Below are 14,853 nucleotides of genomic sequence, written 5' to 3'. Positions count from 1 at the left end.
CCCTGCTGTCGCGGTGTGGCGGCCGGGACGAAAGGATGGCGGGATGCTGCGCAGTTTTCAGGTGACGAATCACAGATCGCTGGCCGAGGGGCAGGAACTACGGTTGACCAAGGGGAGTGGACCGGTGGCCGTGCCGGTGACCGCGATCCACGGTGCCGCCGCGGCGGGCAAGACGAACCTGGTCGACGCGCTCGCGCAGCTGCGCGACGCGGTGCTGCATTCGGTGACCGGCTGGGATCCTTACGCCGGACCGGTCCGCGCGCCACACCTCGGATTCCCCGACCGCCCTTCGGAGTTCGTCGTCGGCTTCGTGGCCGAGGGCGTGCCCTACACCTATGGCTTCCGGCTCGACAACGCCGACGTCACGGCCGAGTGGCTGTACACCCAGCCGCGCTCGCGCAAGCGAATCGTGTTCGAGCGCAACGGCGACCAGATCAAGATCGGTCCGATGTTCGAGGCCGCGCGCTACGGGATCGCCGCGCTGGTGCCGCTGGTGCGACCGAATGCGTTGCTGCTCAGCCTCGCCGGGCAGATGTACGCCGACGCGCTGGTGCCGGCCTACCGCTGGTTCGAGTCGATGCTGGAGGTGCAACTCGGCCCGGCCGATCCGGCCGCCATCGCGCACCGGCTCGGCAGTCACCTCTCCCGGTCGTCGGACAACGCCGGGCGGCTGCTCCTGCTGTTGCGCACCGCGGGCCTCGGCATCACCGATCTTCTGCTCGCCGAGAACGATCCGATGTACGCCGACTATCTGCGCGACCTGGACGCCGACATCGCCGCACTCGGCAAGCAGATCGACCTGTGCGCCACCTCGCCCGGCTTCGCCGATCGGTTGTTGCAGGAGAACGGCTTCACCCCGATGCTGCTGGAACGCGAGCTGACCAACCTGAAAGCCGCCAGGGACACCCTGTACACGCGGATGGTGGCCCGGCGCGGTGTCGGGCTCGGCCTGGTCCACGACGGCATCGCCAACCCGTTCGACATCACCGACGAGTCCACCGCGACACAGTCGCTGCTGCGTGTTCTGCCGACCATGCTCGATGCCCTCGACTCGGGCCGTGTCCTCGCCGTCGACGACATCGGGGCGCACCTGCCCGCCGAGGAGACCGACCGGCTCATCCAACTGTTCCAGAACCCGGAAACCAATTCCCGTGGCGCTCAGCTGATCTACACCACCAACAACCGTGCCCTGATCGATCGCGGTAACGGGCGGTCGTCGCGCACCCGCAGCGCGGTCTGGCAGATCCGCCGAACCGAACACGGCACCAGCGAGCTCGCCACCGTGTAGGTCCTGGTTTGTCCGCCCGGCGCAATAGCATGGGGCCATGCTGGAGTTCGGAATGCTGCTGATCATGATCGTCGCCGCCGTCGGCCTCGCCATGGTCTATCTGCGCGGGCGCGGCAAGATCAGCCCCGCCCAGGGCGAAACCGGCACGCTTTACGTCACGGGTGTGAGCCCGCCACCCGACGGTGCCGTCGGCGAACAGTACGTGACCATCACCGGCAACCTGACCGGCCCGACGGAGCCAGGCACCGTCGTCTACGGCCGGTTCGCCTGGGATGTGAACGCATGGCCGTCCATCGGTGATCCCATCACCGTCGTCTACCCGTCGGGCAAGCCGGAACGCTGGCAGATCGCGCACCCCGGCGCCCGTCCCGGTCTCGGTTCCTGACGCTGCGCGCCGACGCTCCGGCGGACCGCGAGGGTCGGTCCTCGGTGCAGCGGGCTGGTTTCGGCCCTCGGTTCTGGTGATGCGCTTCCGTCTCCGGTAAGTCTCGAACAGCGGTTTCCTTCATCGCGCACGTACGCACGGCATGTGTGACGTAGACCGTTCTACGGCGAATGGCACGATGCCGGGTATGGATGCGAAGGACACGGGATTGGTCATCCGGACGGCCGAGCCGGACGAGTACGCGGCGATCGGCGCGCTGACCGTGGATGTCTACGTCGGCGAAGGCTTTGTGCAAGAAGGGAGTCCGTACGCGGCGGACCTGGCGGACACCGCGCATCGCGGCGCCTCAGCGCAGATTCTGGTTGCGATTCACGCCGGCCGCATCGTCGGATCGCTCACCGTCGCGCGTCCCGGCACGCCGTACGCGGAGATCGCCCGCCCCGGCGAACTCGAGTTCCGGATGCTCGCGGTGTCGAAGTCGGCCCGTGGCCTCGGTGCGGGAACCGCCTTGGTACGCACCGTGATCGACATTGCCAAGGCGGAAGGTTTCCACGCCGTCGCCCTCACCACCATGGCCGCCATGTCCGATGCCCGCCGCATCTACGACCGTTTCGGCTTCGTCCCCACCCCCGACCGCGACTGGCACACCGGAGCAGGCGAGCTTCTCAACGTCCTCCGCCTGGACCTGCGGCCCTGACAACTCGCGGCAGCTACCCCAGCACGGTGGCGACGATGCCGGCGAGGTAGCCGAGGCGGGCCACCTCGGAGGGGCGGAAGTCGGGTCCGCCGGGGCGGCCGAGGAGCAGAACCTTGCCGGTGTTGCCGAGGGGAGCGGCGGCGAGTTTGGTGTCCATGTCGCGCCAGATCTCCGGGACCCACTCGGATTCAGGATCGAGGATGGCGGGCTTCTCCAGCGGCATCCATGGCGCCGAACCTGCTTGCGTCTCCGGCGCACTCGGGCTGCCGACCACGCGGTAAGCACCCTGCGGACCCATGTCGATGATGGTGCTCCAGCCGACGCGCAGCACTCGCGGCACGCCGTCGACGAGCACCTGGAGCCGGTCGTCCTTGGCGCTGGCCACCTGGTCGATGAGTTCGAGTTCGCGGTGGGTGTCGAGCACGCCGGAGTACGGGCGGATGGAGTCGACCCGCACATCGCCGATCGACTCGGCGGCGGTGATGAGGGTGTCGGGCAGCGCGCCCTGCGGCACCTCGACGACGAGGTCGTCGACGGCGAAACCGGCGCCGCGCTCGACCACATCCAGCGAGAGAATGTCGGCGCCGACGGAGCCGAGTGCGAGCGCGAGAGCGCCGAGGCTTCCCGGTCGATCCGGAAGTTGCACGCGGAGCAGATACGACACGTGCGTTCCTTTCCTAAAGCGGCCGAGGCTCTGAACGGATACCCGGGTCACGCAATCCTTACACCCTGGCGCCCCAGTAATCGACTGGAAGTGCGGCCAGTGATGTACGCCACGCGGCGATTTCGTGACAATACGGCGTGTCGAGCTAGTTGGGAAACCGTGTCGACGGATCGGATCGTGCGATACCAGCGCCGTGGGCGACGCGACCAGCCTACCGCCGGGCTCCGACAGGGGTTGACCGGTGTGCGGTCGCGTTGCCGGAGGGTGGGTCGATGTCCGCCTCCTCTAAGCTGTACAGGTTCCGTTGCCGATACGCGATTGCGTCACTGCAACGCAATGTGAACTGTTGAAACCGAAGCCGAAAGGGGTCCCGCGGTGCCCGCCATCTCCCGTGACGAGGTAGCACACCTCGCCCGGCTGTCCCGGCTCGCGCTGTCCGAAGCCGAACTGGATCAGTTCGCCGGTCAGCTGGATTCGATCCTGAGCCACGTGCGGACCATTTCCGAGGTCGCCGCCGCCGATGTCCCGGCCACCGCGTCGCCGAACCCGACGACCAACGTGACCCGTCCCGACGTGGTCGTGCCCTGCCTGACCCCGCAGGAGGCGCTGTCCGGTGCGCCCGCGGCGGAGGAGCAGAAGTTCGTGGTTCCGCAGATCTTGGGAGAGGCCGAATGAGTTCAGCATCGGGTGGGTCCGACTTGACTACGTTGTCGGCCGCCGAACTGGCCGACAAGATCCACGGCGGCGAGGTGTCCTCGGTGGCGGTCACGCAGGCGCACCTGGATCGGATCGCCGAGGTCGACGGCGAGTACCACGCGTTCCTGCATGTGGCGGGGGAGCAGGCGCTCGAAGCCGCGGCGGCCGTGGATTCCGCGATCAGCTCCGGCTCCGCGCCCGCCTCGCCGCTGGCCGGAGTTCCGTTGGCGCTCAAGGACGTTTTCACCACGACCGACATGCCGACCACCTGCGGGTCGAAGATCCTGGAGGGCTGGGTTTCGCCCTACGACGCGACGCTGACCACCCGGTTGCGCGCGGCGGGCATCCCGATCCTCGGTAAGACCAACATGGACGAGTTCGCGATGGGTTCGTCCACCGAGAACTCCGCCTACGGCCCGACCCGCAACCCGTGGGACGTCACCCGTATTCCGGGTGGTTCGGGTGGTGGTTCGGCGGCCGCGCTGGCCTCGCATCAGGCACCGTTGGCGATCGGCACCGACACCGGCGGGTCGATCCGGCAGCCCGCCGCGGTGACCGCCACGGTCGGTACGAAGCCGACCTACGGCACGGTGTCCCGGTACGGCCTGGTCGCGTGCGCGTCCTCGCTGGACCAGGGTGGCCCCTGCGGGCGCACGGTGCTGGACACGGCGCTGCTGCACGAGGTGATCGCGGGACACGATCCGCGCGACTCCACCTCGCGCGACGTGCCGGTGCCCGGGGTGGTCGCCGCCGCTCGCGAGGGCGCCAAGGGCGACCTGAGTGGCCTGAAAGTCGGTGTGGTGAAGGAACTTCACTCCGACAGCTACCAGCCGGGCGTGCTCGAATCGTTCGACGCCGCCGTTGCGGTCCTGAAAGAACTCGGCGCCGAGGTGATCGAGGTGTCGTGCCCGAACTTCGAGTACGCGCTGTCGGCCTACTACCTGGTGATGCCGTCGGAGGTGTCGTCGAACCTCGCGCGGTTCGACGCGATGCGCTACGGCATGCGGGTCGACGACGACGGGCAGCACAGTGCCGAGCAGGTGATGGCGGCGACGCGCGCCGCCGGGTTCGGCCCGGAAGTCAAGCGCCGCATCATGATCGGCACCTACGCGCTGTCCGCGGGTTACTACGACGCCTACTACGGACAGGCGCTCAAGGTCCGCACGCTCATCGCGCGTGACTTCGACAAGGCCTACGAGCAGGTCGACGTCCTGGTCTCCCCGACGAGCCCGTTCACCCCGTGGAAGCTGGGTGAGAAGGTCGACGATCCGCTGGCCATGTACCTGTCCGACCTGTGCACCCTGCCCACCAACCTGGCGGGCCACCCCGCCATGTCGGTGCCGTCCGGGCTGAGCAAGGACGACGGCATGCCGGTCGGCCTGCAGATCATGGCTCCCGCGCTCGCCGACGACCGGTTGTACCGGGTCGGTGCCGCGTACGAAGCCGCTCGCGGCGCCATCGCCTGACCGATTTCGCGAACGCGTAAGACTTCGCACACACGGCCAACTGCCGTGTGTGCGAAGTCTTCGCGCGATGCCCTGGGAAGGTGCTCGAGCCCAACCGCACTGTCGGTACTCGGTGAACCCGAGACGCTAAACCGGCCAGGTGAATTCGGGATCCGTCAGATAGTCCTGACGGCGCTGATCCAACGCCATCGAGACCATCTGATGCGCCCCGGGCCCGATGATTTTCCGGACCGGCGGGTTGGGCATGTTCACCAGTGCGATGAGCCCCGCCGCGCCGACTTCCGGTGCGGCCTCCTGCCATTCGGATTCCTCGTCGGTGGCCTGCGGTGGGGCACTCGGGTCCGGGTAGTCCGGCATGCCGAGGATCGCGGTGCGTACCTGCGCGTAGGCGGGTAGCGCGGCACCGAACCGCATGCTCGTCTTCGCCCAGTCGGTGTCGAAACCACCCATCTGCGCGAGGGTTACGGCGATGCCGAAAGGTCGCAGCTCGTCGGCGAGTGACGCGCTGAATCCTTCCAGTGCCCACTTGCTCGCGTTGTACATGCCGAACAGCGGCAGGCTGCCGACCGCGCCGACCGTCGAGATCTGCACGATGTGGCCGGAACCTTGGGCACGCAGGTGCGGGACGGCCGCTTGGGAAACCCACAGGGCGCCATAGAAATTGGTGTCCATCTGATCGCGGATCTGCGCCTCGCTCAGCTCCTCGATCGCGCCGACCAGGCCGTAGCCCGCGTTGTTCACGATCACGTCGACCGTGCCCATCAGCGCGAAAGCCTTGTCCACGGTGGCGTTTACGTCATCGCGACCGCGCACGTCCAACGGCAGTACGGTGAGCCGATCCTGGGCCAGGTCGGCCATGGACCGCGGGTCGCGAGCGGTCGCGACGACGCGGTCACCCTCGGCGAGCGCGGCCAGCGTGAAGGCCCGGCCGAGTCCGCGGTTGGCGCCGGTGATGAGCCATGTTCTGGTCATGGAGGTGATCCTTTCGTCGCGAGACGCTCCGTCTCGTTTGAAGAGAATGCACCGCCGATTCGCCGTTGTCAATACGAGACGTATCGTCTCGTCCGTGTTAGTCTGCCCACATGCCGGAAACCCCCAGCGCCACCCGCCGCAGTGAACGCGCTCGGGCCGCGATCATCGCCGCCGCCACCGAGCTCATTCGCGAAGTGCCCTACGCGAAGCTCACCGTCGAGGCGATCGCGGCCCGCGCGGGCGTCGGCAAGCAGACCATCTACCGCTGGTGGCCGTCCAAAGGCGCGGTCGTCTTCGACGCGATGCTCGAACTCGACGCGGGCCCGGACGGTCTCGCCCTCCCGAACACCGGCGACATCGGCGCCGACCTGCGCGCCCTGCTGCACGGCTCGATCGCCGCCCTCGCCGACCCCGGCTTCGAATCCTTCCTCCGCGCGATGTACATCGAGATCCAGCAGGACCCGGAGATAGGCGCCGCCTACCGCGAACGCCTCCTCCTTCCCCAGCGCGCCGCCATCGCCGACCGCCTCGCCGCCGGCGTGCAATCCGGCGAGCTCCGCCCCGACCTCGACCTCGACCTGGCCACCGACCTCCTGCTCGGCCCGATCCAAAGCCGCTGGTCCCTAGGCCTCGGCGGCCTCACCGAGTCCTACGCCGACGCCGCCCTCGCCGCGGCCATGGCCCACCTCCGCGCCTGACCGGGCCGAGCGCTGGGCTTACTCGCGGGCTCTCTGCGGGGCGCGCGGCCTCGGCGCGGAGCAAAACGCCCTCATGTTGCCGTGACGGGTGGGATCAGCTGGCGCGCAGGGACTCTGCCCGTTCTTTGATGCCCGCGGTCATACCGGCGAAACCGCGCTGGAGGTGCTTGCCGAGCAACGCCACCACCACCGGCCGCAACCAGCCGTTGAGCTCGAAGTGGGACTCGTACCGGGTGTGCTCTCCGTCGATCGGCGTGATCGTGTGCGAGCGGAGGCTGTTGAGCGTGCCGAGCGGCACCGGCTTCATCGAGTAGCTCAGCTCGTGTCCGGGGGTGTGCGAGCGGATCCATTCGCGCTGCCGACGCGGTCGCGGACCGAGGTGGACGACCATGTCGATCGGCTCACCGGGCACCAGCGAGCTGCGGCATTCGCTGACGAAGGGGTTCCACTCGCCGTAGCGCGGGAAGTCGGTGATCACCTGCCAGACGAGCTCGGCGGGCGCGTCGATGTCCACGGTGGCGTCGATGACAAAGGCCATGCCGACAATTAGAACACGTTCTATGTCAGCAACTGCCCATCGCAGTGCCTTGATCGACGCCGTAGCGGTGACCATGCCCGGCGGGGGCGTCGAGGGCGGCGAGCAGGTCGGCGGTCGCCTGCACGAAGCTGACCACGGGAAGCCACCGGGGCAGTGGCGCATCCAGTCGTGCGCCGGTCAGGTCGGGTGCGCGCCACAGCAAGGCCGGTGACCAATGGACCACCGGGTCGGAGGTGTTGGCCAGCACGGTCGCGCCGGCCCGGTGCACCTGCCCGGCGGGCGGTCCGGCCCAGAGCGCGGCGCAGGTGCGACCGTCCTGCTCGGCGTCGTCGGCGAAGACCGAGCTGCCGCCGACCGCGCCGAGGCTCTGGCCGTACAGGTAGAGGTTGGGCTTGTGCTCGAGCGTGCGGATCCGGTCCTCCACGGCGGTGAACAATGCCCGCGCGGCGTCGACGGCATCGTCGCGGCCGAAGACGAAGGTCACCCAGCTGGGTGCGTACGAGTACTGCAAGCCGACGAGGGCGACGTCGCCGCCGAAGCGTTGGTCGAAGCCGCGTACCGCGTTGCTGTCGATCCAGCCCGAACCGGTCGGCACCAGTACCACCAGGTTCGACCGCTCGAAACCGCCGGAGCGTTCCAACTCCCGAACGGCCAGCGCGACACGAGTATCCAGGTCCGGTGCCGACTCCACCCCGATGTACACCCGCGGCGGCCCGGCAGGCGCACCGCTGACGAACTTGCGCCCTTCGGCACCGAGCGACGACCAGCTCACCGCCGACGCCGCACTGCCGGACCTGGCGTCCGAGACCGGCTGCACCAGAGCCGGATCCAGCTCGGCGTTGGCACCGGCATAAGCCGCCTGCCGCCAGCCCACCGCCGCGGGCACCGCGACGAGATACAGGAACGCCGCTAGGGCCACGGCCAGCGAAACCCCACGCGCCCAACCGAGTTTGCGTAGTACCCACCCGACCGCACGGGTGATTCCCAGCAGCACGCCGACGATCAGCACCGACTCGATCAGCCACCGCAGCCAGTAGCCCGCGCCGATCGGCGCCGCACTCATGGCCGCCCGCAACGAATTCTGCCAATCCCCGGCCAGTGCGACCGCGCCGACAACCAGCACGGCGGTCCCGATCAGCAACGGCAACCGAGCCCGCGCCGACTTGCGATCAGCGTCGAAACCCCAGCGCCGCACCGCGAACCGAACAAGCCCTGCAACACCCAACGAAAGCGCCACGAGCAATCCGGTCAATATCGCCTGCGCCCCAGGCGTCCGCGGCAGCAGTCCCGGAGCGAGGGAGGCCAGTGTGCCCACGCCGATCGCCACCGTGGTCCCGGCGCGCGGTACCGAGAACTTCTGTGCCGCAGTCGATAGCGCGGTGCCCAACCTCCGCCGGACAGCGCCGTGCCGGCTACGTACCCGCAGATCGTCGAAGCCGAGCACCGCCCCACCGGCAAGCGCATCATCGGTGTCGACAGATCTCGACAGTGTGCTGGTCATCGCTGAACCCCCAGTACCGCAGTAGCTTTCATTACCCGAGGAGCACCGGCACTCCGCGTCGCCCGCCGCACCGTGAGCACCGCGCCCAGCCCGGCCACCCCGGCGCCGGCCAGCCCGAGCAACTGCCAGTTCGTCGCCGAATCAGGCTCGGCCGCACCGAAAGCCGACTCCACCACCGGCGCCCCATAACCCTGCCGACGCGAATTCAGATCGACGAACGTGCTCGCGATGGCGGCCATGGCGTTGCACCTGGTCCGCGAGAACGGATCGACCCGGCTATCGCACGACTCGTGCATGTGCCGATCGAGCGTGCTGTCCAACGCCTGCCGCGCCCACGGCCCGAGCGGTTCACCGCGCTGCTCGGCATAGCGCAGCAGGTCGTACCCCAGGTCGTGCGCCTTGCACGGGTTCTCGAACTCCACCGGCAACGTCACCGGCGACGAGCAGTCACCCTGCGGGTTCGCCAGCAATCCGTCGACGGTGCTCGGCCGATACCCGAACCGTGCGGCGAAGTCGTCCGGCATGGCGGCGAGGGAGCCGGGACCGCCCGAGGTCAGGTCGGCCACCGCCGCGCCCGCCGCCGCGTTTTCGACCGGTACGGACACGCTCGCCGCCGCGGCTTGCGGTGCGGGCGCCAGGAACACGGCCGCGGCCATGGTGGTCAGTGCCGCGGCGGTCAGGGCCGCCGCCCGTCGCGTCGCGGAACCGGTTGCGGCGGAGGAAGAACGGGGGGCGCCTGCGGCCTGTGCGGACCGCGCCGTTGCGGGCCCTGCGGTGGTCGGTGTGCTCATGAGCTAGACGCTAGGAATCCGACCCGCTGGCGGGCCTCACGCCGAGGACCGGTTTCCGGGGCCGTGCCCTCGGGGGAGCCCGGTCATGGCCTCCCACCTGGGTACGGGGTGCGAAATCACCCGGGGGTATGACGTGGTAGCACGCTGGACTTTCTAGGGTCGTCACTATGAAGCAGCAGAGCCGTGCCCGGGTCCGGCAAATGAGTGCCCAGATGTGGTTCGACTTCACCACCGTGGTCGTCGCCCTCATCTTCTTCACGGTGGCGTGGCCGACCCTGCACCTCACCCATGCGGTGCCGGAGGCGGTGCAGCCGTTCATGGCGGCGCTCGCCGCGTTCCCGGTACTGCTCGTCCGGATCAATCCGGCGCTGGGCTGGGCGATCTCGGCGGGCTCCGGCATGCTCATCGCTCTGGCGATCCCGCACCAGCCGAACAACGACATGCCGATGCAGGTCGTGCACATCCTGTCGCTGTTCGTCCTGCTGTTCGCGGTGGCGGTGCGGACGACGGTGCCGATCATCGGCGTCGCCTGGGTCGCGACGTCGCTGCTGCTCGGCACCACGATGTCGAACGAGAGCGGGGTGGCGAGCTCGGTATGGGGCTGGCCGATCGCGCTCGGCGCGGTGGTGCTGTTCGGCCTGCTGGTGCGGTGGCTGGTGCAGTCGCGCAAGCAGTTGGTGCGTCAGGAAGAGGAGAACGAGGTCGAGCGGGCCCGCCGGGCGATCCTGGAGGAGAAGGCGCGCATCGCTCGCGACCTGCACGACGTGGTCGCCCACCACATGTCGCTGGTGGTGGTGCAGGCGCAGACCGCGCCGTACCGGGTGGAGGGGGTAACGCCGGCCGCCCGTGCCGAATTCGAGTCCATCGGTGCCACCGCCCGCGAGGCGCTCAACGAGATCCGCGGCATGCTCGGCGTGCTGCGCAGCGACGGCCAGGCGCCCGAGCACACCCCGCAGCCGAAGGCCACCGATGTGCCGAGCCTGTTCGAGGGCGCGCTGCGCGCCGGTGTGCGGATCGCGTGGACGATCGACGGCCAGCTCGAAACCGTCCCCGACGGCGCGGGCCTGGCGCTGTATCGGATTACCCAGGAGTCGCTGTCGAATGCGTCACGGCACGCACCGGAGGCGCCGGTCCAGGTGCACCTGAGCGTCGGCCCGATCGTGGAGCTCACCGTCGGCAACGGCCCCACCGCCACCGTCGCGCGCCCCGTCGGCAACGGCGGCCACGGCATCGCGGGCATGCAGGCCAGGGCGCTCGCGGTCGGTGGCGACTTGACCGCTGGCCCGCGCCCCGACGGCGGCTTCGAGGTGCACGCCCGGATTCCGCGCAATCCGACGACCACCCTGGACCCGGTCCTGGTCGAGCAAGCCGCCAACTGAACCGTCTCGCTGTCGAGCACTAGGTCCCCTTAGGGTAGGGCGGTGGCAATAACGGTGTTGATCGCTGATGACCAGGCAATGGTGCGGCAGGGCTTCGGTGCGCTGCTCGCGGCCCAGCCCGACATCAGCGTGGTGGGGGACGCGCAGGACGGGAAGATCGCGGTGGCCGAGGCCAAGCGGCTGCGCCCCGACGTGGTGCTCATGGACGTGCGCATGCCGGAGATGAACGGACTGGACGCGGCGCGGCTCATCCTGGCCGCCGGGTTCGAGCCGCCGGTGCGGGTGCTGATGCTCACCACGTTCGACATCGACGACTACGTGTACGAGGCGCTGAGCATCGGCGCGAGCGGCTTCCTGCTCAAGGACGCGCCCGCCGAAGAGCTGGTGCGCGCGGTCCGGGTGGTCGCCGACGGCCAGGCCCTGCTGGCGCCGACGGTTACTCGGCGGCTCATCGCCGACGTCACCCGCCGCCGCTCCGCTGCCCGCGCGAAGCCGGCGCCCGCGCTGAGCTCGCTGACGCCGCGCGAGCGCGAGGTGCTGGAGCTGATCGCGAAGGGCATGTCCAACACCGAGATCGCGGAGTCGCTGTTCGTCGCCGAGCAGACCGTGAAAACGCATGTCTCCAAGGTCTTCTCGAAGCTCAACCTGCGTGACCGCGCACAGGCCGTGGTGCTGGCCTACGAATCCGGACTGGTCACGCCCGGCTGACGGTCATGGCGTGCAGCTGCCGCCGCGCAGCTCGTTCAGGTGCCGTCCGAGCAGTACGGCCAGTCGGCTCAGCATGGCGGTGGCGTCGTCGTAGGTCCCCGAATCGGCCTGCGCCGCAAGGGCTACCGCGACCATCCCGGACTCCGTCGGCACCACACCGAATTGCCGGACCGTGTAGATGCCGGTGTCGTCATCGGGACCCCAGCCGCCCTTGAACGCCGCACCCGGCAAAGTGCCGAGCCCCCAGGACTGTTCGGGCGTGATCTCCGACATGAGCTCGGTCACCTCGGACGTCTGCGGCAGGCACGGCAGCCGCGACGCGAACCGCACCTGGTTCGCCAGTGTCCACTCGGTCTGCCCGAAAGCCGTGTAGTCCAACCTGGTTCGCGGCCCGGCCACCCCGGTCGTGGAGTCGCCGCCCTCGTCGATCACGTCCTGCACCGCCTGGGCGGCCTCCAGGCCGTCGCCGAGCGATTGCCAGAGTTGCTCGGCCGCATCGTTGTCGGAGACGGTGATGGCGGCCTCGGCGTCTTCGAGGATGCGGCGGTCCGAGTCGTGCCGCAGGGCCGCGATGGCCAGCGGGACCTTGATGGTCGACCAGGCGATGCCGCTGGTCCAGTCGCCGAAGATGGTCATCCGGCCGCCGCCGACCGGCATGATCGCCAGGCCGACCTGCCCGCCGAGGCTCGGTTGCAGCTGGGTGAAGTCGGCGGCCAGCGAATCGGGGATGGACACCGAGAGGCCGGGCCGGAAGGATCCGGCGGTGTCGACGACCACGGCGGGGCGATCGTTGTGGTTGCGGTCGCCGGGAAGCAGGGCACAGGAGGTCGAGGCGAGCAAGGTGACCAGGGCGGCGCCGCGCAGGAATCCGCGCAGCGCGGATCCGGTTCCCGTCGACTTCACCACGCGTCCTCCCCACCACCCGCTTTGCGTGTCATCGCTGTCAGTCGGCGGTGCAAAAATTAGCTCATCCGGTCGACCCGATCGGTAACCGGGCGTGAGGTCATCATGAACGCGTCATAGATCGTTGACGTGACCATGATGTCTCCACCATAGTTTCACCGATTTCCCCTAAGAATTCGAAACGGCATGGCCACGGGGTTACCGGTTATGCTCCAAGCTCTGTGTGACGCGCTCGGACGTGACATCCGGGGGCCGCGGTCGACCTGAAGGGAACGTGTTGCTGACCAGCGGTGAGGTTTTCGCCGGGTTCACCATCGAGAAGCTGCTCGGGCAGGGCGGCATGGGCTCGGTGTATCTGGCCCGCCATCCCAGGCTGCCCCGGCAGACCGCGCTGAAGCTGCTCAACCGTGAGCTGTTCACCGATACCGAGGTGCGGGCCCGGTTCGAGCGGGAAGCCGATCTGGCCGCGCAGCTCGATCATCCGAATATCGTCGCGGTGTACGACCGCGGCACCGAGGACGACCAGCTGTGGATCTCCATGCAGTACGTCGACGGCGTCGACGCGGCGACGGTGACGCCGCAGAAGCTGCCGCCGGAGCGGGCGGTGCAGATCATCGAAGGCGTCGCCGGGGCACTGGATTACGCGCACGGCATGGGTGTGCTGCACCGCGACGTGAAGCCGGCCAACATCATGCTGGCCCGGTCCAGCGGCGGCCATCGCGAGCGGGTGTTCCTCACCGACTTCGGCATCGCCCGGCTGCGTGAGGACTCCACACACCTGACGCAGACCGGCATGTTCACCGCGACCCTGGCCTACGCCTCGCCGGAGCAGATGACCGGCGCGCACCTGGACCACCGCTCCGACCAGTACTCGCTGGCGTGCGCGCTGTACTGGTTGCTGACCGGGGTGGCGCCGTTCGACGCGCCCGCCCCGGCCGACATCATCCGCGGGCACCTGCAGTTACCGCCGCCGTCCGCGTCCGCGCTGCGGGCCGGCCTGCCGCCCGCGCTGGACGCGGTCATCGCGGTGGCGATGGCGAAACGTCCAGACCAACGATTCGCGTCCTGTCTCGACTTCGCGACCGCCGCACGGCAAGCGCTCGCCGGGCAGTTGCCGCAGTTGCCCACCGCGGTGCAGTACACCGCGCCGCCCGCCCCGACGGTGCTCGCGCAGCCGCCGAGCCAGGGTTCGTACCAGGCGGTACCGCCCTCGTACTCGGCGCCGACCTACGCAGCGCCGCAGTACACGTCGGGCTCTGGTGTCGGGCAGCAGTTCCCGTCCGCAAGCACGGGCTATCCGGCGCCGCCGCAGAATTCCATGGCCGGGCAGCCGTACACCCCGGTCGGCGTCGGTTACTCGTCGCCTGAATCCGCTGCCGGACAGTCTTTTCCGCCTCCGGGCCAGGCCGGTGGTGGCTATCCGCCCAATGCCGGTGCAGGGCAAGCCTTCCCGCCGATGGGTTACGGCCCGTCGGGTGCCGCCCCTGGCTACCCCGTCCCGCAGCCCCGGCGCTCGAACACCGGTCTGATCGCGGTGCTGGCCCTTGGCGTCGTGGTCGTGCTGGTGGTCGCCGGGTTCGTGCTGGTGAACCTGATGGATTCGGACTCGGCGGCCCCGGTGGACGTCGGTAAGCCCCCCGCGGCGGACACGTCCGCCGATCCATCGCTCGTCGCCAAGGCCTTCCCGAAGATTCTCCCGCAGGGCGTCGACACCCAGTACGGAATCGGCACCGGCAAGGGCTATCACGACAAGACCTGCTTCCTCGACACCGCCAAGGCGGGCGAGAAGATCTCCAGCGACGACGACGTGCCCGCCTTCCCGAAGTGGGAGACGGGCTGGAACTGCTGGGGCGTTCCGATCGCCGAACCGGACTTCATCGTGGTCGCGTTCAAGACGCCCGAGGACGCCAAGGCCGCGGTGCGTGACCTGCCGTCCAACACCAAGGCGACCGAACGCAACGGCGGCAAGTCCTACACGACCTATCGGTGGCAGAAGACCGACAGCGGATTCCCGGACGGGTTCCTGGTGGTGAGTTTCGAGTCCGATCCGACGCGGTCGAACTACCTGTTCTTCGCCAAGGTGACGCTCACCGACAGCCAGCCGGAATCCGGATTCGGCATGACCCAGCAGAAGTTCAAGGCCTGGTTCACCGGATTGCCGCTGTAG

Annotated in this window: 15 protein-coding genes; 9 read left to right on the top strand and 6 right to left on the bottom strand. The window is 68.9% G+C overall.

Annotation, left to right across the window (positions count from 1 at the left end):
* Positions 1-43 precede the first annotated feature (43 nt).
* The 3 genes from ACIHA7_RS35620 to ACIHA7_RS35610 all read left to right on the top strand — a co-directional run bounded on the left by ACIHA7_RS35620 (position 44) and on the right by ACIHA7_RS35610 (position 2,370).
* Positions 44-1,288, top strand: coding sequence for an ATP/GTP-binding protein (locus ACIHA7_RS35620; RefSeq protein ID WP_397295829.1), 1,245 nt, complete (start codon positions 44-46; stop codon positions 1,286-1,288).
* Positions 1,289-1,325: 37 nt separating this feature from the next.
* Positions 1,326-1,673, top strand: a complete 348-nt coding sequence (locus ACIHA7_RS35615) for a hypothetical protein (protein WP_397295828.1) — start codon at positions 1,326-1,328, stop codon at positions 1,671-1,673.
* A gap of 178 nt (positions 1,674-1,851) precedes the next feature.
* The gene (locus tag ACIHA7_RS35610) at positions 1,852-2,370 is read left to right on the top strand and encodes a GNAT family N-acetyltransferase (RefSeq protein ID WP_397295826.1); all 519 of its coding nucleotides are present in this window, start codon (positions 1,852-1,854) and stop codon (positions 2,368-2,370) included.
* A 13-nt stretch (positions 2,371-2,383) separates the two neighbouring features.
* Here the strand turns inward: ACIHA7_RS35610 and ACIHA7_RS35605 are convergent, their stop codons facing one another.
* Positions 2,384-3,034, bottom strand: coding sequence for an amino acid-binding protein (locus ACIHA7_RS35605; protein WP_014987212.1), 651 nt, complete (start codon positions 3,032-3,034; stop codon positions 2,384-2,386).
* Positions 3,035-3,409: 375 nt separating this feature from the next.
* Between ACIHA7_RS35605 and gatC the strand changes: the two genes are divergently transcribed.
* Both gatC and gatA read left to right on the top strand, forming a co-directional pair.
* Positions 3,410-3,709, top strand: coding sequence for an Asp-tRNA(Asn)/Glu-tRNA(Gln) amidotransferase subunit GatC (gatC, locus tag ACIHA7_RS35600; RefSeq protein WP_135232595.1), 300 nt, complete (start codon positions 3,410-3,412; stop codon positions 3,707-3,709).
* On the top strand, positions 3,706-5,196 hold the full coding sequence (gene gatA / locus ACIHA7_RS35595; protein ID WP_397295825.1) for an Asp-tRNA(Asn)/Glu-tRNA(Gln) amidotransferase subunit GatA: 1,491 nt from the start codon (positions 3,706-3,708) through the stop codon (positions 5,194-5,196). The genes gatC and gatA overlap by 4 nt, the downstream gene beginning before the upstream one ends.
* A gap of 126 nt (positions 5,197-5,322) precedes the next feature.
* Here gatA and ACIHA7_RS35590 read toward each other — a convergent pair whose 3' ends face one another.
* Entirely contained in the window at positions 5,323-6,168 is an 846-nt protein-coding gene (locus ACIHA7_RS35590; protein WP_397295823.1) for an SDR family NAD(P)-dependent oxidoreductase, read from the bottom strand.
* A 110-nt stretch (positions 6,169-6,278) separates the two neighbouring features.
* On the opposite strand from ACIHA7_RS35590, the gene ACIHA7_RS35585 reads away from it, so the two are divergent.
* Positions 6,279-6,866, top strand: a complete 588-nt coding sequence (locus ACIHA7_RS35585; RefSeq protein ID WP_397295821.1) for a TetR/AcrR family transcriptional regulator — start codon at positions 6,279-6,281, stop codon at positions 6,864-6,866.
* A 94-nt stretch (positions 6,867-6,960) separates the two neighbouring features.
* Here the strand turns inward: ACIHA7_RS35585 and ACIHA7_RS35580 are convergent, their stop codons facing one another.
* The 3 genes from ACIHA7_RS35580 to ACIHA7_RS35570 are packed head-to-tail and all read right to left on the bottom strand — an operon-like array spanning position 6,961 to position 9,696.
* Positions 6,961-7,404: an SRPBCC family protein gene (locus tag ACIHA7_RS35580; RefSeq protein ID WP_397295820.1), complete on the bottom strand. Its 444-nt coding sequence runs from the start codon at positions 7,402-7,404 to the stop codon at positions 6,961-6,963.
* A 25-nt stretch (positions 7,405-7,429) separates the two neighbouring features.
* Positions 7,430-8,905, bottom strand: a complete 1,476-nt coding sequence (locus ACIHA7_RS35575) for an alpha/beta-hydrolase family protein (protein WP_397295818.1) — start codon at positions 8,903-8,905, stop codon at positions 7,430-7,432.
* Positions 8,902-9,696, bottom strand: coding sequence for a hypothetical protein (locus ACIHA7_RS35570; protein WP_397295817.1), 795 nt, complete (start codon positions 9,694-9,696; stop codon positions 8,902-8,904). Before ACIHA7_RS35570 ends, ACIHA7_RS35575 begins: the two co-directional genes overlap by 4 nt.
* 167 nt (positions 9,697-9,863) lie before the next feature.
* Between ACIHA7_RS35570 and ACIHA7_RS35565 the strand changes: the two genes are divergently transcribed.
* On the top strand, positions 9,864-11,075 hold the full coding sequence (locus ACIHA7_RS35565; protein ID WP_397295816.1) for a sensor histidine kinase: 1,212 nt from the start codon (positions 9,864-9,866) through the stop codon (positions 11,073-11,075).
* Positions 11,076-11,117: 42 nt separating this feature from the next.
* Positions 11,118-11,783 carry a response regulator transcription factor gene (locus ACIHA7_RS35560; RefSeq protein WP_107658522.1) on the top strand — a complete coding sequence of 222 codons (666 nt, stop codon included), beginning with the start codon at positions 11,118-11,120 and terminating at the stop codon, positions 11,781-11,783.
* Positions 11,784-11,786: 3 nt separating this feature from the next.
* Here ACIHA7_RS35560 and ACIHA7_RS35555 read toward each other — a convergent pair whose 3' ends face one another.
* Positions 11,787-12,686, bottom strand: a complete 900-nt coding sequence (locus ACIHA7_RS35555; protein ID WP_397295814.1) for a hypothetical protein — start codon at positions 12,684-12,686, stop codon at positions 11,787-11,789.
* 274 nt (positions 12,687-12,960) lie between these two features.
* Between ACIHA7_RS35555 and ACIHA7_RS35550 the strand changes: the two genes are divergently transcribed.
* Positions 12,961-14,853, top strand: a complete 1,893-nt coding sequence (locus ACIHA7_RS35550) for a protein kinase (RefSeq protein ID WP_397295812.1) — start codon at positions 12,961-12,963, stop codon at positions 14,851-14,853.

The organism is Nocardia sp. NPDC052316 (genome assembly GCF_044547795.1).
GTDB lineage: Bacteria > Actinomycetota > Actinomycetes > Mycobacteriales > Mycobacteriaceae > Nocardia.
This window is presented reverse-complemented; position numbering and strand designations above follow the sequence as displayed.

What these genes read in the sequence shown, in the direction of transcription:
- ACIHA7_RS35580 (WP_397295820.1), bottom strand. Translation starts at nt 7,404, where the DNA reads ATGGCCTTTGTCATCGACGCCACCGTGGACATCGACGCGCCCGCCGAG.
- ACIHA7_RS35615 (WP_397295828.1), top strand. Translation starts at nt 1,326, where the DNA reads ATGCTGGAGTTCGGAATGCTGCTGATCATGATCGTCGCCGCCGTCGGC.
- ACIHA7_RS35575 (WP_397295818.1), bottom strand. Translation starts at nt 8,905, where the DNA reads ATGACCAGCACACTGTCGAGATCTGTCGACACCGATGATGCGCTTGCC.
- gatA (WP_397295825.1), top strand. Translation starts at nt 3,706, where the DNA reads ATGAGTTCAGCATCGGGTGGGTCCGACTTGACTACGTTGTCGGCCGCC.
- ACIHA7_RS35565 (WP_397295816.1), top strand. Translation starts at nt 9,864, where the DNA reads ATGAAGCAGCAGAGCCGTGCCCGGGTCCGGCAAATGAGTGCCCAGATG.
- ACIHA7_RS35585 (WP_397295821.1), top strand. Translation starts at nt 6,279, where the DNA reads ATGCCGGAAACCCCCAGCGCCACCCGCCGCAGTGAACGCGCTCGGGCC.
- ACIHA7_RS35590 (WP_397295823.1), bottom strand. Translation starts at nt 6,168, where the DNA reads ATGACCAGAACATGGCTCATCACCGGCGCCAACCGCGGACTCGGCCGG.
- ACIHA7_RS35570 (WP_397295817.1), bottom strand. Translation starts at nt 9,696, where the DNA reads ATGAGCACACCGACCACCGCAGGGCCCGCAACGGCGCGGTCCGCACAG.
- ACIHA7_RS35620 (WP_397295829.1), top strand. Translation starts at nt 44, where the DNA reads ATGCTGCGCAGTTTTCAGGTGACGAATCACAGATCGCTGGCCGAGGGG.
- ACIHA7_RS35610 (WP_397295826.1), top strand. Translation starts at nt 1,852, where the DNA reads ATGCCGGGTATGGATGCGAAGGACACGGGATTGGTCATCCGGACGGCC.